This window comes from Prauserella rugosa (assembly GCF_000719975.1).
GTDB lineage: Bacteria > Actinomycetota > Actinomycetes > Mycobacteriales > Pseudonocardiaceae > Prauserella > Prauserella rugosa.
This window is the reverse complement of record NZ_JOIJ01000029.1, coordinates 1-21,695: the sequence shown is the minus strand read 5'-3', so window position 1 is coordinate 21,695 and position 21,695 is coordinate 1. Positions and strand designations below refer to the sequence as shown.

Below are 21,695 nucleotides of genomic sequence, written 5' to 3'. Positions count from 1 at the left end.
GACGTCACGCCCCTGCGGCGCTGATCCACTTGCGCAGCCGCGGCGGCACGCGTTTCTCCAGGCCGTACGGCTCGAGATGGGCGCCGAAGACCTCCTCGAACGCGCGGTGCACGCCGTCGGTGTCCCAGACCTCGCGTTCGAGGATCGGCGCCTTGAGGTACGGCTGCCCAACGATGTGCAGCTGCGGGCCGTTGCAACGCACCAATTGCCCCGTGATGCCCGCCGATCCGTCGCCCAGCAGGTACAGCACCACCGGGGCGATCCGGCTGGGCGTGCGATCCGGCGGGCATCCGCGCAGCGCCCGCTCCGACGTCCACACCATGCGGGTGTGGGCCAGCGGGCACACGGCGTTCACCCGGATGCCCGCCTCTTCCATGTCGAGCGCCCACGAGTACGTCAACGAGGCGACCGCGCCCTTGCTGGCGGCGTACGCGCCGAGCTTGCGCTGACCGAGCGAGGCGCCCGAGCTGATGTTCACGATCGACCCGCCACGTCCGGCGTCGACCATCGAGCGCGCCGCGGCCATCCCCGTGTACAGCACGCCGAGCACATTCGTCTCCACCAGCGTGCGCACGCGTGCGACGTCGTCCTCCCACGGCAGTGCCTCGTGGTTCACGGCTGCGTTGTTGACGAGCCCGTCGATCGCACCGAACGACGTCGTGCACAGGCCGACGAGGTCCTCGGCGTGCTCGGGGTCGCGTACGTCGTGCCCGCTCGCGACCGCGCGGCCACCGTGATGTCGGATGTTGGCGGCCGTGGCCTCCGCGAGGTCGGCGTCGACGTCGTTGACCACGACGGCCGCACCCGCGCGCGCGGCGTGCACTGCGAACGCTTCCCCCAGCCCGCGCCCCGCCCCGGTCACCACGACGGCCTTGCCCTCGAGCAGCGTGTCCCCACCACGCGCGTCCATGTCGACCTCCCGCACTGGGCCGATGCCGGCCCGTTGTCCGCTCCGGACCGCCGCGGACCCACTCCCAGCAGCGGCGGACTTCAGTCTTCCCCCTGTTGGCGCAACGCATGCCTGCCATCGGCGGACGGCAGGGCAGCTGCGCCGAACGCGCGGTGGGTGATCGGCCTGGTGGTACAGCCCGACGGGTCGAGGCGGACGCATCGCCGCCGGTCGCATCTGGCAACCTCTGGACACCCGCGGATGCCGGGAACCCGGGTTCGATCGTGATCGTCCGATCCGGCGAACAACTCCGGTTTCGCTCCGCGTAGCCGGGGGGATACTTACCGTCAGATCCGGCATTCCGGCAACCGACACAAGGTGACAAGCGCGTGAGCACGAGCAGGACGACCACTGGCGCGCGGATGAGCACGGCCCTGCGGAACCGCGAGTTCCGCGCCCTGTGGCTCGCCGAAGCTCAGTCTGTTGCCGGAGACCACCTGACCACGGTGGCGCTCGCCATCCTGGTGTTCGACCGCACCGGATCCGCGCTGTGGTCGGCGCTGGTGTACGCGATGACGTTCCTGCCCGCGCTCGCGGGCGGCCTCGGCCTCGCGCAGATCGCGGACCGCTTCCCCCGCCGGACGGTGCTGGTGACCTGCGCGCTGGGCCAGGCCGTGGCGATCGGGGCGATGGCGATCCCCGGCACGCCGCTGGCCGTGCTGTGCGTTCTCGTGGTCCTCGCGCGCCTCATCGGCGCCCCGGTGAACGCCGCGCAGAACGCACTCACGCGCGAGGTGTTCACCGACGACGACGTCTTCCTGCGCAGTCAGGACCTGCGGAGCATCACCAACAACATCGCCATGCTCGTCGGCTTCGCCAGCGGTGGCGCGCTCGTCGCGGCCGTCGGCCCTTCGTGGGCACTGGCGATCGACGCCGCGTCGTTCGTCGTGACGGCCTGCGTCGTCCGGATGTGGGTGCGGCAACGCCCGGTGGCGGGCGACCGCACCGACCCGTGGTTCCGTGCCACCCGGTGGGTGTTCGCGCAACGCAGGCTGCGGGTGCTGCTGGCGTTCTCGTGGCTGGTCGGCCTGGCGATGATCCCGGAAGGGCTCGTCGCGCCGCTCGCGCACGAGATCGGCGCCCCCGAGCAGGCCGTCGGCTGGCTGTTGGCCGCCGACCCCGTCGGGTTCATCGTGGGCACGTTCCTGCTGTCCCGCTTCGTCTCGGCGGAGGGCAGGCGCGCCCTGCTCGGTGTCCTCGCCACCGCCGCGAGCGCGACGCTGGTGTTCTTCGCACTCGAACCCGGCCTCGTCGCCGCGCTGGCGTTGATGGCCGTCGCCGGCGCGGCGGGCGCCTACATCGTCACGGTGGGTGCCACGTTCATCACCTGGGTCCCGAACGACATGCGGGGCGGTGCAGGTGGCCTGTACCGGACGGGCCTACGCGTCACCCAGGGTGTGGGGATCGCTCTGGGCGGCGTGGTCGCCGAACTCCTCGGCTCGGCCACGTCCGCCATCGCGCTCGCCGGCGTGGCCGGCGTGGTGCTGACGATCCCGGTGGCGATCAGCTGGGCGCGAGTTCGCAAGGTAGAGCCCGCGCCCGAAAACGGGTAACGAAATCAGAAGTCGCGGTCACGCATCGTGAGCCTCCCAATCGCGATTATGCATACATCGAAGATAAGTCAGGGTTACCGGCTCATGATCGATTCATAAAATCAATCCCCGAGACCGGATCAATCCGAGTATGCCACAAAGACCGCCGAACGGTCCGTATCGAACTACTGCATCCAACTGCTCCGTCGAACGGAGTCGCCGAACTCGTGCAACCGAGCCAACGAACAATCGCGTCCGAACCACTTTCAGAAGTCACGGTCGGTCACGATGCACCTCCTCGCCGTTCGCGCCGCGGCCTGCTCTCAGCCGCCGCATTCCTCCACCTTGCACACTAACCAAAGCCCTGGAACGACCCGACACCGCATCACCGATCGACACCGTGACGCAGCCGGTACGCCGAATCAGAAATCACGGTCGGACATGCCGCACCTCCATTGCAACCGAAAAAACAGCCGTCCATTGTTGTAGATCAGAACCGGCCGTCAGACAAGTACTCGTGACGATCACAGGAAAATCGTCACACTACTCGCCGCCGCCACCCGCCATCGCCGGAGTTCCTCCGTCGTTGGTTCGCGGGCGAACTCGGCCGCTCAGGATCCCTCCCCTACCCTGCCGCGCGTCCGGATCACGCGTGATGAAATATTACCGAGACGACCGGGACGAATGCGGCGGGTAGGCATCCGGAGGAGAACGCGGGCCGGACCAGGCAGGCGACCAGCCGACGGGTGCGAGCGGGCAGCAGCCGAGGTGGCACCCCGCCGCACGAGGACCGGCGGGCACGGTCCGAGCAGGCGAGGCGGGGAGGGCAGGCTTGCGGCAGGAGCACGACGACCGGCCACAAGCCACGCGGGCCACGCGACCGGTCAGGCGGCTGCACCCGGCCAACTGGGCGCTGTGGCGCCGCCCCCTGCCGTTCATCGTCGTCCTGATCGTCGCCGAACTCGTCGCGCTGGCCGGCTTCGTCGTCGCCGTCGCCGGGACCGGCGCCCCTTCCGCCGAGGACTGGCTCCACCTCGCGATCCTGCTGGCCGGTGCGACCGTCCACATCCAACTCACGCGGCGCCAGGAGGAGCGCAGGCGCAACCGGATGCAGTCGGTGCTGATCGACCTCATCGCGGTCTGGGTGTTCCCCGCCGTGCTGGTCCTGCCGCCGGCGCTGGTCATCACGCTCATCGTCGCGGTGCGGGCCCAACGCTGGTTCGTGGCACGACGTCCGGCCCACAACTTCGTGTTCTCCTCGGTCGCGCACTGCTTCGCCGCGGTGCTCGCGGGCGAGCTCTACCACGCGCTGGGCCCCTCCGGCTGGGACGGCCTGACGCTGGCTGGTTCGGTGCGCGAGGTGGCGTTCGTCGTCGTGGCCGCGGTGGTCTACGAGGCGGTGCAGCTGCTCTACGTCGGCGGCATCATCGCCCTGGCCGCCCCGAAGCCGACGGTCCGGCGGGTGTTCGGCAGCAAGGCCGACAACGTGCTGGAGGCGATCACCACCGGTCTCGGCGCCATCACCGCCGTCCTGTTGGTGACCCTGCCTCCCATGGTGCTCGTGATGGCGGTCGTGACGGTCGTGTTCAACCGCCTCGCCGAACTCGAGCAGCTGCAGGCGGACGCGACCACGGACCCGAAGACGGGCCTGCGCAACATGCGCGGCTGGTCGGAATCGGCCGAACGTGCGCTCGGCCGCGTGCGCAGGGCCGACGGCACACTGTCGGTACTGATGATCGACCTCGACCACTTCAAATGGGTCAACGACACCTACGGCCATCCCGCTGGCGACGACGTGCTCACCCGCGTGGCCGACGTGCTCCGTGAGGTCACCCGGCCCGCCGACATCGTGGGCCGGTTCGGCGGTGAGGAGTTCCTTCTCCTGCTGCCCGACACGGCCACGGACGGTGCCGAGCACGTCGCCGAGCGCATCCGCGCGACCATCGCGGGGCTGGCCATCGACACCACCGACAAACGCGGTTCGCAGGTCGCCATCACCGGGCGGACCGCCTCGATCGGGATCGCGGTCTACCCGGACCACGCCACCACCCTCGACGGCCTCACCCAGGCGGCCGATGCCGCCGTCTACGAGGCGAAAGAAGGCGGAAGGGACCAAATCCGCCTGTCGCCGCCGCTCGGCCAGTAGGGTGAAGGCCGGAGCCGCCCCGCGGACCCGCCGGCCACCGAGTGTGCTCGCCGCTGCCGAGTGCCCCTAGGGGAGGCTCCACGGGCAACGCGGGGGTTACCCGGATACATCCGCCCTGTCGCCGCTGTCACCCTGGGGATCCATGACCGCACCGACCGAGGAGCTCGGCGAGACCGACCAGCTCCCCGACGCGCCACCACCGCGCCGACGCCTCGGCAGCGGACTCTCCGGCGCAGCTCGTGTGCTGCTGCTGCTCGTGCTCGTCGTCGGGTTCGGTTTCCTCGCCTCCCGCTCCGAACCCCTGCCCGATGCCGCCGAACCCCGCGGCGACGTGGCCATGGCCGCGCAGGCGCTGGACAGCCTCACCGACCCCGCCACATCGGCCGACGCGCTCCACCAGCTGCCCCCGGACTTCCAGCAGGTCTCGGACGGCGCGGTGGGGCATGAGACGGCCCGGGACGGCACCGTGCGGACCGTGCACGTCGGCGGAGGCTGCTCGGCGCCGTGGGGCGACGACAGCACCCGGTGGGACTTCGGCGCGCCCTGCCGGTCCCACGACCTCGGCTACGACCTCCTGCGCTACGCCGACGAGAAGGGCCAGCCGCTCGGCCCCGAGGCCAGGGAGGCGCTCGACACCCGCCTGTCGGAGGACATGCACGCCACCTGCGAGGCCAACCCGCTCGGCACGGGCGGTGCCTGTCACGCCGTGGCCGGCGTCTACGCGGCCGGACTCGACGTCAACTCCTGGCACCAACGGTGGGGTCCGCCCGTCCCCGAGGCGATCGGGCCGTTGCTGGCCGGTGTCGCGGTGATCGGCGTGCTGCTGGCCTTCCGCCTGCGGACCTGGCGTGCTGCGGGACGCGCGCGTCCGCGGGTCGCGGCGGTGCCGCAGCCTGCCGCCCCGCCCGCGAGCCGTTGGACGCTGCTCGGCGTGGCCGCCATCGGGTCGATCGTGCTGGGCGAATCGGCCGTCGCCCTCGCCAGATGGGCAGGCGTCGGCGAGAGCTGGCTCTGGCCCGCGACGTGGCTCACCCAACTGGCGTTCGTCTTCTTCTTCGCGGGCGGACACCTCAACCTGGCCGGCTGGCAGGCGGTACGCCGCTCCGGCGGCGGATACCGCGAGTACCTCGCCCACCGCACCAGCTGGTTGCTGCGCACGGCGCTCGTCTTCGCCCTCGTGGCCTTCGCCGTGCCCACGGCGCTGGAGCTCATGGCCGTGCCCCCTGCCACCGTGGAGATCACCGTGCGGATCGCGCTCCATCCGCTGTGGCTGCTCGGGGTCTACGTGCTCACCACCGCGGCCACCCCACTCATGCACGCGGCCCACCGCCGCGTCCCGGTGCTCGCCGGAGCCGGGCTGGTCGCCGCGCTCGCGGCACTGACCGTCGCAGCGGAGCGCACGGGCATCCCTCTGCTGGACGGGTTCGCGGCGCTGGCGCTCGCGCTCCTCGCCCAGCAACTGGCGTTCGCCCACGCGAACCGGGCCCGCAGGCGCCGGTGGGTGCCCGCGGTGACGGCTGCGTTGAGCGGCGCGGCACTGGCGGCCGCGGCATGGCGGGGCGAACTGCCCTCCGCGATCCTCGGCACGGCCGAGGGACCGCCGCCGCTGGCCGGCCCCGTGGTGCCGGTGTTGCTGCTCGGACTCGTCCAACTCGGCCTGCTCGGCGTGCTGCACAGGCCCCTGGCGGCGCTGGCCGACAGCAGGCGGCTGCGCCTGGCCGCCGGACGCGCCGCACACGCCCCGATGAGCCTGTACCTGTCGTTCCTCGCCTGCATGACCCTGCTGGTGGCCGTGGTCTACATCCCCGACCTCGTACCGTCCGGCAGCCCGCGGGTGCTGGTCGCCGTCGCGATGCTCGCCGTGCCCGCCCTGGCGGTGTTCTGGTGGTTCGAGCGCCACAACGGCGTCCCCGGCACCGCCGGCATCCCCGGCACCCCCGGCGCACCCGGCCATCGCCCCCACCTGCACCTCCCCCGACCGGCCGTCCCGGTGGCACCCGCTCCGGCGACGCTCCTCGGCCGGGTCCTCGCTCATCTGGCTACGGCCGCCGGAATCGGGTACTCCACCATCGGAGTGTTCGGTTTCGCGCTCACCAGCTTCATCGGTGACGCACTGCTCCTGCCGGAACTGCCGCTGGACCCCGTCCAGAGCCTCGTGCTCCTGCTGCTCGGCATGTCGCTCCTGCACACGGTGCGCACGGGCGACAGTCACTTGCCGCGCACCTGGCTGCTCACGGCCCTGGCATGCGTGCCCGGCCTGCTGTCGGCGACGGCAGGCCCGGGCACCTTCACCGCGGGGGTGGTCGTCTTCGCGGGGACGGGGGTGCTGGCCGTGCTGGCGATCTTGGCTACGGTGTGGGCCGCGCGCTGGGCACCGAGGCCCGGAAGGACCGTCGGCGCAGCCGGTCCGTGAGGAACCGGCCGGTTCCTCCGGATGGCGGACGGCGATGGGGGCGTGTGTCACCGAACCGGGAGCGGGTTTTCGTGTCGTGAGCCACATCCGGCCACCGATGTGCCACGCTACGAACAACCTCCGCCCCCACCTCCGCGTCCTGACAAGGGCCGGAGCGGAAGACCGGCCGCAGACCGACGACCGACGAGGCGTGAGCGGAACCGCTCACCGACCGCACCGAGGAAGGGAGCCGTTGGCGTGAGCGAGCCACCGCGGAACCCCTCGCAGGGGCGTGGCCCTTCCCGACCCTGGCAGCAGGGCGGCCCGGGCGGACAGCCCTCGAGCCCGCAGCCTCCGCGCTCGCCGCAGCCACCCCGGTCCGGTCCGCCGCCCCAGGGCGACCCGCGCAGGCCCGCACGTCCCCAGGACGTCCCGCCCGCCGGCGATGCCACCACCCGCCGCACGCCACCCGCGCGCCAGGCCCCCGCCCGGTCAGCAGCCCCCGACCGCCCACGGTCGAGCAGGCCAACGCCGCCGCCCCCCGAGCGGCGCCGCCGGCGTTCGCTGGCTCCGAAGATCGCCCTCGCCGCGGTGTCCGTGCTGGTGATGTCGTTGACCGGGTACGCGTGGGCGGCCATGCAGGGCCTGGTCAACGGCCTGACGATGGCCGACGTCATCGACTCCGACGGCGCCGTCCCCGCCGACGGTGCGCGCGACATCCTCCTCGTCGGCATGGACTCGCGCACCGACGCTCAGGGCAATCCCCTGCCCGAGGACATGCTCGCGAAGCTCAACGCAGGCGAGGCCGACGGCGAGCTCAACACCGACACCCTGATCTTCGTGCGCATCCCCAACGACGGCAGCAAGGCCACGGCCATGTCGCTGCCCCGCGACTCGTACGTCGACATCCCCGGATACGGCAAGCACAAGATCAACTCGGCGTACGCGAGGGCCAAGGCCGTCGAACGACAGCGACTGCAGAGCGAGGGCGTCGAGGACAAGAAGGAGATCGAGGTCCAGAGCAACCAGGCAGGCGCCAAGACGCTCATCAAGACCGTCGAGAACCTCACCGGCGCCTCGATCGACAACTACGCCTCGATCAACCTGCTCGGCTTCCACGACATCACCAAGTCCATCGGCGGCGTCGAGGTCTGCCTCAACGAGCCGGTCGACGACCCCTACTCCGGCGCGAAGTTCGACGCGGGCAAGCAGACGATCGAGGGTCACCAGGCTCTCGCCTTCGTGCGCCAGCGTCACGGACTGCTGCGCGGCGACCTGGACCGGGTCGTGCGCCAGCAGGTGTTCATGGCGGGCCTGGCGAAGAAGGTCGTGTCGGCGGGCACGCTGGCCGACCCCGCGAAGCTCAACAGCCTGATCGACTCCGTCCAGCGGTCCGTCGTGGTGAACAAGGGCTGGGACCTGCTCGGGTTCGCCCAGCAGTTGCAGGGCCTGTCGGCGGGCGACATCGAGTTCACGACCATCCCCGTGGCCAACCCGGAGTACGACACTCCCGAGGACGGCCAGGCCGTCGAGGTCGATCCGGCCGAGGTCCAGGCGTTCGTCAGCGAGCTCGCCGGCGAGAAGGACCCGAACAAGAAAGAGGAGTCGAAGCCGGCTCCGGACCCGTCGGAGATCACGGTCGACGTGCTGAACGGTTCGTCCATCACCGGGCTGGCCGGCAGCGTGTCCGACACGCTCGCGGCTGCCGGCTACGCCCCCGGCGAGGTCGGCAACACCGAACCGCGCACCACGACGGTCGTGCGTGCCGCCGAGGGCGAGAAGGCGACCGGCGAGAAGGTGGCCGAGACCCTCGGGAACGTGTCGGTGGAGACCGACGCGTCCGTGCCCGCAGGCCAGGTGCAGGTGCTGCTCGGTCCCGACTACGAGGCGCCGAGTGAGTCCGGCGGCGGCGCGGCTCCGGGCGGCGCGGCCGGGGCGACCTCGGGCCTGCAGCAGGCCCAGCCCGCGCCTCAGCAGGCCGAGCAGCCGACCGGCGACGAGCCGATCAAGGCCGACGGCGTCACCTGCGTCAACTGACCCCCACCCGACCACTGCCGGCCTGTACCCCGTGCAGGTCGGCAGTGCAATACCCCGTACCGCCGGGTGAGCCCATTCGAGTGATGAACGCCCTCCGGATGGAGTAGTTTGCGAGATCGAGTGAAACTTTTTCGCTGAGCCGCGTCAGCACATCGCACCTCGTCACTTTCACTCGGGTGAAGGACGCAGCGCCGGGGGCACCGGCAGATGATGCGGGCAGGGGACGAGGAGTGCTGATCGACGCGGACGCCTATCAACGCGTCCTGGGGGAAGAGCTGCGCAAACTCCGGAAACGGCGCGGCTGGACACGGAAGGAACTGAACCAGAGGCTGCAGAGCGAGATCTCGCTCCAGACCCTCGCCACCTACGAGTTGGGGACGCGGCACTGCTCCGTGGTGCGGCTCGTGGAGCTCTGCGTGGCGATGGAGGAGCCGCCACAGGACCTGCTGGCGCGGGTACACCACCGGGTGTTCGGCGACGACCCCGGACAGGTGCGCGTCAACCTGGCGAGGGTGGCCGAGGACGACAGCCCCGAGCTCTCACCCCTGCGGCGGTGGGCCGAGGACCGGCTGCGGCAGTCGAGTTCACCGGAGATCCAGCTCGACCGCTCCGCGCTGGAACGCATGGCCGAACTGTGCGGCATGCCCATCCAGCAGTTGCTGAGCCGGCTCGCCGAGCTGGCGTGAGCCGAGCTGGATGAGCCGACCACCCCGGCGATCCGGTCCCCCGCCCTCCCCGCGCGGGCACCGGATCGCCGGCACGCCTCACCTCGTCAGCGCGTAGTCGCTGGGTTCGAGCTTGCGGGTCTGCAGCCAGTACTTCCACGTGAAGCCCGGCCAGATCGTCCGGTTGACGCCCTGCGCGTCCAGGTACCAGCTCGTGCAGCCACCGCGGGTCCAGATCCCGCCTTCGAGTTTGCGCTGGATGTCGGCGTTGAACTTGTCCTGGACCTCGGGCCGGACCTCGATGGCCTCGGCCTGCTTGTCCTCGGCGTAGGAGATGGCCTCGCTGATGTAGCGGATCTGCTGCTCGATCATGAACACGACCGAGTTGTGCCCCAGCCCGGTGTTGGGCCCGAGCAGCAGGAACAGGTTCGGAAAGCCCGCCACCGTGATGCCCTTGTGGGTCTGCATGCCCTCGGTCGCCCACAGCTTGCCGAGGTCCTGGCCGCCGGTGCCCACGATGTTCAGGTGGTCGAAGGCGTCGGTCACGTGGAAACCGGTGCCGTAGATGATCACATCGACGTCGTGTTCGACGCCGGCCTTGTCGACGACGCTGTGCGGCTTCACCTCGGCGATGCCGTCGGTGACGACGTCCACGTTGTCCCTGCTCAGCGCCGGGTAGTAGTCGTTGGAGATGAGCACGCGCTTGCAGCCCATGACGTAGTCGGGCGTCACCTTGGCACGCAGCTCGGGGTCGCGGACCTGCTTGTTGATGTGCCGCTCGGCCACCTTCTGGGCCAGCTTCATGATGCGCGGGTCGCCGTTGAAGCCGATCGCACGCGCCTCGAGCATCCAGTAGATGGCGTTGCGGTAGAGCCGCTGCACCCCGGGCACGCGCGAGAACAGCGTGCGCACCCATCCCGGCATCTCCCGGTCGGGCTTCGGCATGATCCACGGCGGCGTGCGCTGGAACAGCGTCAGCTGCTCGACGTCCTTGGCGATCTGCGGCACGAACTGCACGGCACTGGCGCCGGTGCCGACGACCGCCACCTTCTTGCCGCGCAGGTCGACGTCGTGGTCCCACTGGGCGGAGTGGAACGCGGGGCCTTCGAACCGCTCGGCGCCCGGCAGTTCGGGAATCTGCGGGATGTGCAGCGCTCCGACACCGGCGACCAGGTGCTTGCCGACGAACTCGTCACCGCGGCCGGTGGTCACGTGCCAGCGCTTGGTCTCCTCGTTCCAGGTCGCACCGGTGAGTTCCTGGCCGAAGTGGATCGAACGGTACAGGTCGTACTTCCGCGCGGTCGAGCGCAGGTAGTCGTGGATCTCGGGCTGCCGAGAGAAGGCACGGGACCAGCTCGGGTTCTGCTCGAACGAGAACGAGTACATGTGCGACTGGATGTCGCAGGCGCAGCCGGGATACGTGTTGTCCCGCCACGTGCCGCCCACCTCGTCGGCCTTCTCGATGACCACGAAGTCCTCGCGGCCCTCCTTGCGGAGCTTGATCGCCATACCGAGGCCGGAGAACCCGGTTCCGACGATGATGACGCCCGCCTCGATGCGGTTGCCCATGCGTGCCTCCCAGCCGCAGTTGCTGTCCTCTACCTGTTACCGCGAGTCCACCTTACTCGAAGTAGGTTACTTCCGGTAGCATAAGGGTGTGAGTTCGACGGCGAAAGCCCCCACCGCAGACGGGGCCGCGGGCAAATCGGCGAAGACACCGCGCAAGCGCATGCCGCGCGCGCAGCGGGAACGGCAGATGATCGAGGTCGCCGAGGCCGTGTTCGCCGAGCGCGGGTACACCGCCGCGTCGATGGACGAGATCGCCGAGCGCGTCGGCGTCTCGAAACCGATGCTCTACGAGTACTTCCACTCCAAGGAGGGGCTCCTGCTCGCCTGCATCCGCGAGGCACGCGCGGAGCTGCGCCGGGTCACCGAGCAGGCCGTCGCGAAGTCCGGCGACGCCGAGGAGGCCCTACGGCAGGGCCTGCTGGCGTTCTTCGCGTTCATCCGGGACCGCAGGCAGTCGTGGATGCTGGTCCGGCACGAGGCCACCCTCGTGGGAACGGCGGCCGACGAACTCGAAGCCACCCGGCAGCAACAGACCGACCTCATCGCCACCCTGATGGGCGATTTCGTCGACCCGGCCGCGGCGGAGAGCGTCGGGGCGTCGGGACTCCTGCACGCCGCCGCGGAGTTCGTCGTCGGCGGATGCGAACGGCTGGCGATCTGGTGCGAGCAGCGGGACGACCTCACCCCGGAGGTCGTGTCCGAATACGCCGTGAACCTGCTGTGGGGCGGGCTCGCCCAGCTCACGAGTCGCTGACGGCACCGTGGCGGCAGAGGCTCGATCACGCACCCGCCGGACAACTGCATGTTGACGGAAATTCATCAACCGCAGTCGAGTTCTGACGCACGGTAATGAACACGGCCGGTCAACTGAGACCGTTCTCACCCTGAGTAGTAGGCGACATCCATTCGTATTGCCGAATGCATCCTCCCGTAACACAATTCGAACCGGCGTCGCGCGCCACTCGATCGTGTGGTCAACGTAGCGGCGTCATAGGACGACGGTGGGGACGTCCTGCACAGTGAGACCTGCCGTTGGGAGAGGGGTGAGGACAGTGGTGCAACCGATCACCGCGGTGTACGTGCGCGAGGAGGAGGACTACACGGTCACAGTGGCCGGGCTGGGCAAGGAGTTCAGCGACACGGCCCCGGGCATCATCGCTGCCCGCGATCGTGCGGACCAGCTCATCGAGAAGATCGCACCCCGTACCGGGAGCGACGAGGACCCGACCGTGGTGCACCTGCTCAACGGCAGTGCGCTGGAGTTCACCTCGGCGTACATGACGGCCCGCCTGTCGAAGACCGACGTCCCGCAGGACGAAGCCGACACCGAGGAGCGGGCAGCCACCGAGGACACGACTACCGCCGAGGACACCGCCGCTGAGGACACTGCGACGGCCGAGGCCGCGGAGACCTCCGACGTGGCCGAGCACGAGGCGGCCGAGACCGGTGACGTCGCCGAGGACTCCCAGGACACCGACGACGCGGCAGTCACCGAGGCCGCCGAAGACAGCGAGGTCACCGAGGAGTCGGCGGAGTCGGACGTGACCGAGGACGCCGAGGCCGAGGTGACCGCTGAGGCCACCGACGACACCGAGGTCGCCGAGGTCGCCGAGGTCGCCGAAGACACCGACGACGCTGCCCAGGACTTGGCCGGCGAGGGCGCAGCGGCTGCACAGGACAACGTTCCGGGCAGCGCGGTGCCTCGCAAGGAGCTCGCGACGAGCCCTGCGGAGGCCGTCAAGGAGACGGCCGAGAAGGACGGTTCCAAGGCGTACGCCGCCGCGGGCGGAGGTCGTACCGCAGCGGCGGGCTGAGGCAGGTCACCGCGAGAACGACTAACCTCTCGAACCACGCCGACGGTCGTCGGGCATCGCCTGCGTCCCGTCGGCGTGGTTTCGTGTGTCAGCGGACGAGCTTGCGAATGAGCAGCGCCGCGACCAGTGCGCCCGCGCCGATCAGCGGGAACTTCACCTTGGGCTCCTCGAGCTTCGCCTGGACACTCGTTTTGGCGTTGTCGGCGAGCCGCTGCGGGTTGGCCTTCACGCTGAGCTGATCGATCGTCGCGGCCAGTGCCGACCGAGCCCTCTCGATGTCGCGTTCGATGGCGTCCGGATTGCGAGCCACGTGTCCTCCTCGCTGAATGCATGCATTGCGCGCAGGCTGTCACGGTAGATCACCCCGCCGGTCCCGGCGCACAGGCCACGCCGAGGCTCGTCCCGGACCGCCCGCTAGGCTGCCGTCGTCGGGCCCGTAGCCCAATTGGCAGAGGCACTAGGTTTAGGTCCTAGCCAGTGTGGGTTCGAGTCCCACCGGGCCCACCGACGTCCGGTCGCCGTCCATTCGACGCCCGTTCGACCCTGTCCTCCGGTGTTATCCCGGCCACACGGTATGGAAGTTGACATCGGTGTGAGCTCATAGCGTCGTATCACCGGTCGCGGGCCGCGGCCGGCTGGGACGAGGTGAGGATCCGCGATGGGCAGGGCTTGGGGATACCGGGACTTCGGCGCGGCCGACGTGCAGGAGTTCTTCGAACGACCGAACCCCGCACCGGGGCCGGACGAGGTCTTGATCCGCGTTGCGGCGGCGGGGGTGAATCCCCTGGACCACCACCTGCGGAGCGGTCACGTCCGCGAGTTGAACGGCCACGTCCCCTTTCCGCACGTGTTGGGGATGGAGGCGGCCGGAACGGTCCTCGCGGTCGGCAGCGACGTGACCGGGCTGTCGGTGGGCGATCGCGTCACGGGCTTCGCCCTCACCGGCGCCGGCACGTATGCGGACACGACCCTGCTGCTGGGTGCGTCCACGGCGCGCGTCCCGGACGCGTTGTCGGACGCCTGGGCGGCGACGATCCCCGTCGCTGGCACGACGGCGCTCGACGTACTCGACCAACTCGCCCTGCCCACGGGGGCATCACTGTTGATCAACGGGATCGGCGGAGGGGTCGGGATCGCGGTCGCCCAGCTCGCGCGGGACCACGGACTCCGCGTGGTCGGCACCGGCAGTACGGCCAAGCGGGCACTCGCGACGGCCACCGGTGCCGAATTCGTCGACTACACCACGGGTTCCGTCGCCGAACGGCTGCGCGGACATGTGCCGGACGGTGTGGACGCCGTCGTGGACACCGTCGGAGGACAGTCTCTGCGCGATGTCACGCCGCTGGCGAAGCAGCCGTCGGCAGTCGTCTCCGTCGGCGATGCGTCCGTCACCGAGCTCGGCGGCACGCAGGTCCACCGGCGTCTCGACCGCGCAGGCCTTGAACGCGTCGCTGATCTGATGGTGCAGGGACAGCTCGACCCGCACATCTCGGCGACCTATCCCCTGACGCGCGCTCCCGAGGCCTTGGCACTCGTCGAAGGACGCCACGCACCGGGCAAGCTCGTGATCGACCTGCGACGGTGAACGGACGTCACCCGCCGCAGCGGTTCTGCCCGCTCATGCCGTGCCGGTGACGGGTGTTGGCTTCGATGTGCTCGTCCAGCGCGTCCCTGGCGTGCGCCAGGCGCTCGATCTCGGCCGTCAGCCGATCACGCTCGGCGGCCATCGTGGCGAACGCTTCTTCGGCGACGTCGACGTCCGCACTGTCCACGCACGGCAGGAGCCGGGCGATCACGGTGCGCCAACTCGCCGATGCGCATGGTCGATTCGACCGATGTCGTGCTCACGACGCGCCCCCTCAGCCCACCGATGTCGTGTTGTCAGGCTAACCCGGTGCCGGAGGCACCGAACCCGGTGCGCGGGCGGCCGGTGCCGCCGACCCGTGCAGGTCGACGACACCGGCCCGCCGTCAGTCGTCCTCGTCGCCGCCGTCTCCGGCCGTCGGTGGGACGTTCTTGATGAGGTCGACGATCGTCTTGCCCGCCAAGCCCTGCTTTCCGTACCAGGGGTCGGTCAGCGTGCGCACCGCCGACTCCAACTTGTCGGCCGTTTCGGGTCCGTACCGGTTGGCGATCGCCTCCTTGAGCGGACTGCCCATCTTGTCGACCTGTTCGACGAGCGCCGGGTCGGCACCGTGTTTCCGGAGCTGTTCGGTGAGGGTCTCCCGCAAGGCCGCGTCGGGAATCGGATCCGGCCGGGACGACGTCGGCGGCGTCGACGGTGCGTCCCCTGTGGACGGTGCGGACGATCCAGGCGGCGTGTCGGTCGGGCCACCACCGGTCGACGGTGCCGGTGAACCCGGCGGCGTCCCCGGGTCACCACCCGTCGACGGCGCCGGCGAACCCGGCGGCGTCCCCGGGTCGCTCGGTGTCGGCGAACCCGGCGGCGTGTCGGCCGGACCACCACCAGCCGGCGGCGCGGGCGAACCCGCAGGCGGACCCGGCGGGGTGCCCGGGTCGCTCGGGGCCGGCGACTGTGGCGGCGTCACGAACTCGTCGGTCGCCGACGATGGCGTGGGCGACGGCGGTGGCGTCGGCGACGGCGTGGGTGCGGGCGAGGGGGCGGGCGACTGCGGGGGCGTGACGAACTGGTCCGAACCAGGCGTCGAGGGCGTGCTCACACCGGCCGGCGGGGTACTTCCGCCCGTCGGTCCACCGTCGAGCACCGACGAGACCGGTCCGTTGCCCTGCACCGGGTTGCCCGTCTCCGGGATCTGCAGCTTCGGAAGCTCGGGACGCGGTGGTTTCGGCGCCGGTGTCGAGGGCACAGGGGTCGCCGGTGTCGACGGCGCAGCCGGCGCCGAGGACGGCCCGCCCGCAGGCGGCGTGGGCGACCCTGCCGAAGGCGACGGCGGTGCCGGACTCGGTGGCGGTGTCGGCGCAGGAGATGACGGAGCCTGCGACGGAGACGTCCCCCCGTTGACCGTCGGCGCATCCCCACTGCCCGGCCGCACGGAGGGCCCGCCCGTCGGCATCGGCGCCCCGCCACGGGAACCGGAGTTCACCGCGGCACCGCCGGCCGCGACGAAGTCGTCGCCACCCTTGACCATCGACGACACCGACGAACCGAGCTTGCCCAACTGCGAGGTCAGGTTCGAGATCTTCGTGCCGATCTTGGCCAGCGCCGCCGCCACCGCACCGATCGTGGTGCCGATGAACATGGCGATCGACGCACCGAAGGTGATCGGAGCCATCGCCGCGGCGATGAGCGCCCCCTTGATGATCGTCGCGAGGAGCATGGAGATCAGGTCGCGCACGACACCGCGCACGGCGCCGACGACAGCGCCTGCGGTCTCCATGCTTTTCGCGGCCGAGTCGACGTAGTCGCCGAGCGCCAGGAGCTGCTCGGACACGGCGTCCATGTTGGCCTTGAACTGTTCGGCCGCCTCACCGCTCCACTCGCCCATGAGTTCGGCGACCTTGTCCTGGTGGGTCTGCGACCACTGTTCGAGTTTGCTCTTCTCGGCCTCGATGGCGTCCTTCGCGGCGCTGATGCCGACCGGATCGCCCATGAGCATGTCCAACGGCCAGCGCAACACCGAGACGTGCTCGATGATCCATCCGATCCCCGCCGTGAGCACCGACCCGAGGGGATCGAGCGCGAGACCGAGCGTTTCCAGAGCCATGCCCGCGGACCCGATGCCGATGCCGACGGCGTTGTTGTCGTCCACCGAGGTCTTGAGTCCGTTGGCCGACTCGATGAACCCGGCACCGGCGAACGCGTTGTCCTCGGAGACCAGATCGCCGTGGTCGTGGAGGCCGACGTCGCCCCGCTCGTAGTCGCTCATACCTTGAACCTCAGCAATGCCTCGACCGCGTCCTCGTCACCCTGTTCGTAGCGGTCCGCGGCTTCCTTGACGCCTTCGGAGAAACGGCCGATCGTGTCGCCGTAGTCGTTGAACTGGCTCTGCATCTTCTGGCAGCTCTCGATCACGATCGTGCCGAAGGCCTGTCCGATCACGCCCCACAGTCCGACGTCCCCGACGCAGCCGCCCACCATCTCGGCGGTGTCCTTCAGGTCCGACTCGAGTTCGCCGAGATGTTCCCGAAACGCCGTCAGCGGATCACGTTCGACCTCGAACCCGGTCACCACGGCCTCCCGTCGGCCTCGTCCTCGTCGTCGTCCCCGCGCCGGGGCCGCCGCGTCGCAGGCGGCGGCGGTGGTGCGACGGCAGGCGGCGGTGATGCCTGGTTGCCCGCCTCGTCCTCGTCGGCGCGTGCCGGTTCCTCGTCGGCGAACTTGCTCTGGTCGACGTCCTCGTCCGGTTCGTCCTCGGGCGGCAGGAACGAACGGACGAGATCCGTCGACTCCCCCGCCCCGTTGATGACGGCGAACGAGTCCGCCACGTTGCGCGCGGTCTGCTTCTGCGCGAGCCGGACCGTGTCCATGATCGCGGCGGTCAGCCTCGCCGGGCCGAGTTCGCACGCCCTCGCCCCGAGCTGGAGGTCGCGCAGCGCACCGTTGGGCGCGACGGTCACCGTGACGGCGCCGTCCCGCGAGCTCTGCGTCACCGCCGACTCCGCGAACGCGTCGGACAGTGCCGACGCCTTCTCGCGCATCTCCCGCACCTGCCGGTCGAGAAAGTGCTGTACGTCCTCGCCCGGCCTCAAATTCGGTTCCACACCCACTCCTCGGCATCGTCGACCCACCGTCGGGCGCACGGATGCGACATGTCCTGTGAACAACGGATCACACGCGTGAAGACGTCCGGTGAACGAGCCCCGGCGGCGTCCACAGAGGATCGCAGGCCCGGCCGGGCCTGCGATCCACACGGGCGGGCGAAACAGCCGGATTTCCGCTCAGATGAGCAGAAATCCCGGCATCGACCCTCGAGGTGTGTCCACCCGACCACACGACTGCTAGAGTCGCCGCCGGGCATCATTCGGCCGCACAGCACGGAAAGGTGGGACGCCGGTAACGTGTCGGGGCGATTCGAGTTCGTGCTGGACAACGTCGAAGCCTGTGTCGTCGGCCAAGCACTCGATGTCGACATCCGCCGATTTCCCCTGCGAATACAGGGAATCCCAAGCGATCCGGTACGGCTGGCCAAGCTCGCGACGATCGTCACCGGTGAGCTGACCAAGCGCCGCCTCGTCGTCGGTGGTGAGATCCACGCGCAACTACGCGCCGCCTTCGAGGTCATCGGGCAGCACGTCGTCTCCGTGGCGATCACCGGCTTCGACAGCAGCGGCGCCGACATCGCCGCACTGGCCTTCACCGACGGTGCGCGCGCGGTCCGGATCACGCAGCGTCCCACCGACGAACTCGACTTCTGCCTGTTTTCCGACGACGACCTCGTCGACCTGCTCGCCGAGGTGCTGCCCGCGATGCGCGCCGCCCCAGGGCCGCCCGCGACGGTCCGCAGCAGCGCCCAGGCGGAGTACCGGTCGGCGGTCACCGCCCAGCGGGCCGCGGAACGGCACCACGACGAGGTCGAGACCGACGCGTTCGGCAACATCAGCATCATCAGCATGGTGGAACCGACCCCGGAGCGACGACACCGTGGCCGGGACTCCGACGGCACGGGCAGGGCGACGAACGCCGGCGACGACAACGACGAACGCCGCCTCAGGCGGGTGCTCGCGGGTACCCGCTTCGGGGGCGGCCACATCACGGTGACCGGACGGCGCAGCGACACCGATCCGACGTCACTGAGCTGGCTCGACGTCGAGGACGGCAGATTTCTGGTGCACACCACCGACGACGAGGGAGAGTTCGTGGCCCGCTACGAACCCGCGGACTTCCACGGGCTCGCGCGCGCCGTCCGTGAGGCACTCTCCCACGCCTACTGATCAGGGGTTCATGCGATGAGCGACGACGCGCAGCAGGGCGAGCAGCAGCTCACGCCGGTTCGGCGGAGCGCGGCGAGCCTCAGCGGACGGGAACTGAAAGACCTCGCCGACAGTGGGGGCTTCACGGTCGACGAGAACACCGGCGATCAGATGATCAACGCGCTCGAGGAGATGCTCGACGCGCTCGAACGCCGATGGGCCGAGATCGAGAAGCTCGGCACGGCTCCCCCGCTGAGCACGTCGTCGACCGGGAAGTGGGTGGCACAGCACACCCTGCACACCGCGTCCGACGAGCGCGGCATGCTGACCCAACTGCGCGCGGCGCGTGAGGAACTCCCCCAGTACATCGAGGCGATCCGCGCGGCCAAACGTGCCTACGCCGGTACCGAGTCCGGTGTCCGCACCGACCTCGACGGCCTCTCGCCCGCCTGACCACACGTCCTTCGACCGCCCTCCCGGGCGGAACCCGAATGAGGTGACCTCCGTGTCCAGTTCCGCCGAGTCGACCGCGGCGGTGTCGGATCCCGCCAACGCGGAGTACGACCCGCACAGTCCGTTCTACGACGTCACGGCCGACCCGTCGTCGATCTTCTACGTCGGGCCCATCGAGGACACGGCGCGATCCGGCGACGAGATCCGCGCCGAGGTGACCTCGCTCGTCGAGGCCGATCCGATCGGTTCCGCGCTGTCCGATAAGGACAGAGATGCCGAGATCCAGGGACGTTACTCGGCCGCGATCGAAGAGGCCAGGCGCGGCTTGGACGAGGGCCTCGAGCTGCGCACCGTCGGCGAACGTCCCGTGACGATCTGGGACAACGCCTCGCACGAGCAGATGGTGGAGGTGCTCAACAACAACGCCGACTCGGTGGCCATCGCCGACACCAGCGAGGAATGGGTGCGGCTGGGCAACGACCTCACGGTCCATCAGCGTTCCGTCGCCGACGCCATCGACGACAGCATGGCGAACTGGTCGGGCGACGCGGGTGACGCGGCGCGCCGGCATCTGGCCGACGTCGCGAAGTGGCTGGGGGTCACCGCGCAGGGCGCCGTGCTCACGGGCAGGCAGCAGCAGATCCACTCGCAGACCCTGAACGAGTCGCAGAAGCAGATGGCCGCCAATCCGCCGGTGCCGTTCTCGGCGCAGGAGGCCAACGCCGCGTTGCAGCAGATCACCGATCCGGTGCAGTACGCACAGGCGGCGTCACAGGCGAACCAGAAGGTGCAGGAGCAACAGGCCGCCCGCGAGCAGGCTGCGCGCATCATGAACCAGTTCGACGACACGGTCGGGTCGGCCACGTCGATGCCGCTGTTCGCGCCGCCGCCGAAACTCGCCGGGGACGCCTCCTCGGCGACGTCCGCCACCCCGTTGGGCACGTCCGGCGGCCGCACGGCAACGACCGTCGATCAGCTGCGTGTGGACGGTGCCGCCGCCTCGGGCGACGCCGCGGCGGCGCAGGCGGCAGCAGGTACGCCTGCGGCGGGTCTCGGGAACGGCGTGCAGGGCAACGCCGACTCGGTCGGAGCCGATCCCGCCGCGGCGGCCAGGCAGGTGCAGGTGCCGGACTTCGCGGGAGCCGGCGCCGGGACCGCGCAGGCGGGTTCCGCCGGCGCGTCCGCAGCGCACGGAGCTGCGGACGGCGTTCCCGGCACGCCGGGCCCCGGTCTTCCGGCGCCGGGTGGTGCCGGCCCCGGCGGCCGCACGGCCGGCGGGGAGGTGCCGAACGTGCAGGTGCCCGGCGTCGACGTACCCGACCTGCCCGATGCCGGACCAGGCGTCGGCGCGCCAGGGGGCGTCGGCGACGTGCCGAACGGACCGGCCGCCACCCCGGCCACCACGACGTCGTCGTACGTGCCGCCCGACCTGTCCTCCACCCCGTCGGCGAAAACCCCGACCATCGGGTGGAACGGCGGCATCAACGGCGACAGCATCAGCAACCGGCTGAACGGACCCGACGGTCTCCCCGGAGTCGGCCCTGCCGGCCAGGGCGGCCGCCAGGGCAAGGCAGGTTCGACCCCCGGCCTCGGTGCCGCCGGACTCCCCGGCGGAGCAGCAGGCGCCGCGGGTTCCGTCGGCGGCGGTCCCGGCACAGCCTCCGGCGGCGCAGCCGGAAGTGCAGCAGGAAGCGCCGGAGGCTCAGCCGCCCCCGGGCAGGCCTCCGGCGCGGCGAAAAACCTGCCGAGCACAGGCCCCACCACCAACAACGGAACACCGGCAGGCCCCGGCGGGCCCCGCTCCGGCGCCCCCGGCATGGCCGGGATGCCCGCCGCAGGCGCCGGCCGCCAGAAAGAAGAGGACAAGGAACGCAAGTCCCCCGGCTACCTCGAACCCGAGGAAAACCTCTTCGCAGGCGAACAAGCCATCGCACCCCCCGTCATCGGCGACTGGAAGAACAACAAGGACAACAACTGGAAGTGACGGCCTCGGGGGCTGGGGGGGCTGGGGGCTTCGGTTTGCCGGTTTGCCGTCGGGGTTTTTCGTCTCGGTTGCTGATTTGGTGGGTGCGGTTTGCCGTCGGGGTTTTTCGCCTCGCCGGCTGGGCAGGTCTCTGGGATGGCGTTTCTCCGCTTCGCACCATTCCGTTCGGACTCGGCTTTTTGTTTATCACGCTGCAGGCAGGGCGCAAGGGTGGTTTCCGTGCGTTCCGTTGGGGTGGTTTGTTGCGCCCTGCCTGCAGCGTGATGGGGTTTGGCCAGGTCGACGGGATGGCGCTTCGCTTACCGGGGGCGACTCTATTGGG

At 70.2% G+C, this 21,695-nt stretch carries 19 protein-coding genes and 1 tRNA gene; 13 read left to right on the top strand and 7 right to left on the bottom strand.

Annotated features, from left to right (window positions below; all coding sequences use genetic code 11):
- Positions 1–4: 4 nt before the first annotated feature.
- Positions 5–910: an SDR family NAD(P)-dependent oxidoreductase gene (locus IF64_RS0123375; RefSeq protein ID WP_030534333.1), complete on the bottom strand. Its 906-nt coding sequence runs from the start codon at positions 908–910 to the stop codon at positions 5–7.
- 401 nt (positions 911–1,311) lie between these two features.
- Between IF64_RS0123375 and IF64_RS0123370 the strand changes: the two genes are divergently transcribed.
- The 5 genes from IF64_RS0123370 to IF64_RS0123350 all read left to right on the top strand — a co-directional run bounded on the left by IF64_RS0123370 (position 1,312) and on the right by IF64_RS0123350 (position 9,742).
- Positions 1,312–2,502, top strand: coding sequence for an MFS transporter (locus tag IF64_RS0123370; protein WP_030534332.1), 1,191 nt, complete (start codon positions 1,312–1,314; stop codon positions 2,500–2,502).
- Positions 2,503–3,394: 892 nt separating this feature from the next.
- Positions 3,395–4,627 carry a GGDEF domain-containing protein gene (locus tag IF64_RS0123365; RefSeq protein WP_036877708.1) on the top strand — a complete coding sequence of 411 codons (1,233 nt, stop codon included), beginning with the start codon at positions 3,395–3,397 and terminating at the stop codon, positions 4,625–4,627.
- Between the two features lie 142 nt (positions 4,628–4,769).
- Positions 4,770–7,040 carry a phospholipase A2 gene (locus IF64_RS0123360; RefSeq protein ID WP_051758113.1) on the top strand — a complete coding sequence of 757 codons (2,271 nt, stop codon included), beginning with the start codon at positions 4,770–4,772 and terminating at the stop codon, positions 7,038–7,040.
- A 570-nt stretch (positions 7,041–7,610) separates the two neighbouring features.
- Entirely contained in the window at positions 7,611–9,056 is a 1,446-nt protein-coding gene (locus IF64_RS0123355) for an LCP family protein (protein WP_030534329.1), read from the top strand.
- A gap of 230 nt (positions 9,057–9,286) precedes the next feature.
- Complete coding sequence (locus tag IF64_RS0123350) at positions 9,287–9,742, top strand: helix-turn-helix domain-containing protein (protein WP_030534328.1); 456 nt, start codon at positions 9,287–9,289, stop codon at positions 9,740–9,742.
- A 78-nt stretch (positions 9,743–9,820) separates the two neighbouring features.
- Here IF64_RS0123350 and IF64_RS0123345 read toward each other — a convergent pair whose 3' ends face one another.
- The gene (locus IF64_RS0123345; RefSeq protein ID WP_030534327.1) at positions 9,821–11,290 is read right to left on the bottom strand and encodes a flavin-containing monooxygenase; all 1,470 of its coding nucleotides are present in this window, start codon (positions 11,288–11,290) and stop codon (positions 9,821–9,823) included.
- Between the two features lie 160 nt (positions 11,291–11,450).
- Here IF64_RS0123345 and IF64_RS0123340 point away from each other — a divergent pair, with 160 nt between their 5' ends.
- Together IF64_RS0123340 and IF64_RS27790 are read left to right on the top strand one after the other, a co-directional pair.
- Positions 11,451–12,044, top strand: coding sequence for a TetR/AcrR family transcriptional regulator (locus IF64_RS0123340; RefSeq protein WP_030534326.1), 594 nt, complete (start codon positions 11,451–11,453; stop codon positions 12,042–12,044).
- Positions 12,045–12,342: 298 nt separating this feature from the next.
- On the top strand, positions 12,343–13,104 hold the full coding sequence (locus IF64_RS27790) for a hypothetical protein (protein WP_051758112.1): 762 nt from the start codon (positions 12,343–12,345) through the stop codon (positions 13,102–13,104).
- A gap of 88 nt (positions 13,105–13,192) precedes the next feature.
- On the opposite strand, the gene IF64_RS0123330 is transcribed toward IF64_RS27790, so the two are convergent.
- Positions 13,193–13,414 (bottom strand): DUF3618 domain-containing protein, encoded by a 222-nt coding sequence (locus IF64_RS0123330; protein ID WP_030534324.1) that lies wholly within the window; start codon positions 13,412–13,414, stop codon positions 13,193–13,195.
- A gap of 120 nt (positions 13,415–13,534) precedes the next feature.
- Between IF64_RS0123330 and IF64_RS0123325 the strand changes: the two genes are divergently transcribed.
- Together IF64_RS0123325 and IF64_RS0123320 are read left to right on the top strand one after the other, a co-directional pair.
- Positions 13,535–13,608, top strand: a tRNA-Leu gene (locus IF64_RS0123325).
- Between the two features lie 154 nt (positions 13,609–13,762).
- Positions 13,763–14,689 (top strand): NADP-dependent oxidoreductase, encoded by a 927-nt coding sequence (locus IF64_RS0123320; protein ID WP_030534323.1) that lies wholly within the window; start codon positions 13,763–13,765, stop codon positions 14,687–14,689.
- Positions 14,690–14,696: 7 nt separating this feature from the next.
- On the opposite strand, the gene IF64_RS0123315 is transcribed toward IF64_RS0123320, so the two are convergent.
- From IF64_RS0123315 to IF64_RS0123300, 4 genes are all read right to left on the bottom strand, one after another.
- The gene (locus IF64_RS0123315; protein ID WP_051758111.1) at positions 14,697–14,900 is read right to left on the bottom strand and encodes a MerR family transcriptional regulator; all 204 of its coding nucleotides are present in this window, start codon (positions 14,898–14,900) and stop codon (positions 14,697–14,699) included.
- A gap of 174 nt (positions 14,901–15,074) precedes the next feature.
- Positions 15,075–16,952: a WXG100 family type VII secretion target gene (locus IF64_RS26325; protein WP_051758110.1), complete on the bottom strand. Its 1,878-nt coding sequence runs from the start codon at positions 16,950–16,952 to the stop codon at positions 15,075–15,077.
- Entirely contained in the window at positions 16,949–17,254 is a 306-nt protein-coding gene (locus tag IF64_RS0123305; protein ID WP_048807126.1) for a hypothetical protein, read from the bottom strand. Before IF64_RS0123305 ends, IF64_RS26325 begins: the two co-directional genes overlap by 4 nt.
- Positions 17,251–17,787, bottom strand: a complete 537-nt coding sequence (locus IF64_RS0123300) for a YbaB/EbfC family nucleoid-associated protein (RefSeq protein WP_030534319.1) — start codon at positions 17,785–17,787, stop codon at positions 17,251–17,253. Before IF64_RS0123300 ends, IF64_RS0123305 begins: the two co-directional genes overlap by 4 nt.
- Positions 17,788–18,084: 297 nt before the next feature.
- On the opposite strand from IF64_RS0123300, the gene IF64_RS0123295 reads away from it, so the two are divergent.
- The 4 genes from IF64_RS0123295 to IF64_RS27785 form a co-directional block, all read left to right on the top strand.
- Positions 18,085–18,957, top strand: coding sequence for an ESX secretion-associated protein EspG (locus IF64_RS0123295; protein ID WP_030534318.1), 873 nt, complete (start codon positions 18,085–18,087; stop codon positions 18,955–18,957).
- A 15-nt stretch (positions 18,958–18,972) separates the two neighbouring features.
- Positions 18,973–19,389 carry a hypothetical protein gene (locus tag IF64_RS0123290; protein WP_030534317.1) on the top strand — a complete coding sequence of 139 codons (417 nt, stop codon included), beginning with the start codon at positions 18,973–18,975 and terminating at the stop codon, positions 19,387–19,389.
- Between the two features lie 52 nt (positions 19,390–19,441).
- The gene (locus IF64_RS28095) at positions 19,442–21,373 is read left to right on the top strand and encodes a hypothetical protein (RefSeq protein ID WP_030534316.1); all 1,932 of its coding nucleotides are present in this window, start codon (positions 19,442–19,444) and stop codon (positions 21,371–21,373) included.
- An 83-nt stretch (positions 21,374–21,456) separates the two neighbouring features.
- A partial coding sequence (locus IF64_RS27785) for a hypothetical protein (RefSeq protein ID WP_211252652.1) occupies positions 21,457–21,695 on the top strand: 239 nt, incomplete at its 3' end.

Coding starts and splice junctions, on each gene's coding strand:
- IF64_RS0123320 (WP_030534323.1), top strand. CDS start 13,763: ATGGGCAGGGCTTGGGGATACCGGGACTTCGGCGCGGCCGACGTGCAG.
- IF64_RS0123345 (WP_030534327.1), bottom strand. CDS start 11,290: ATGGGCAACCGCATCGAGGCGGGCGTCATCATCGTCGGAACCGGGTTC.
- IF64_RS0123370 (WP_030534332.1), top strand. CDS start 1,312: ATGAGCACGGCCCTGCGGAACCGCGAGTTCCGCGCCCTGTGGCTCGCC.
- IF64_RS0123360 (WP_051758113.1), top strand. CDS start 4,770: ATGACCGCACCGACCGAGGAGCTCGGCGAGACCGACCAGCTCCCCGAC.
- IF64_RS0123290 (WP_030534317.1), top strand. CDS start 18,973: ATGAGCGACGACGCGCAGCAGGGCGAGCAGCAGCTCACGCCGGTTCGG.
- IF64_RS26325 (WP_051758110.1), bottom strand. CDS start 16,952: ATGAGCGACTACGAGCGGGGCGACGTCGGCCTCCACGACCACGGCGAT.
- IF64_RS0123340 (WP_030534326.1), top strand. CDS start 11,451: ATGCCGCGCGCGCAGCGGGAACGGCAGATGATCGAGGTCGCCGAGGCC.
- IF64_RS0123375 (WP_030534333.1), bottom strand. CDS start 910: ATGGACGCGCGTGGTGGGGACACGCTGCTCGAGGGCAAGGCCGTCGTG.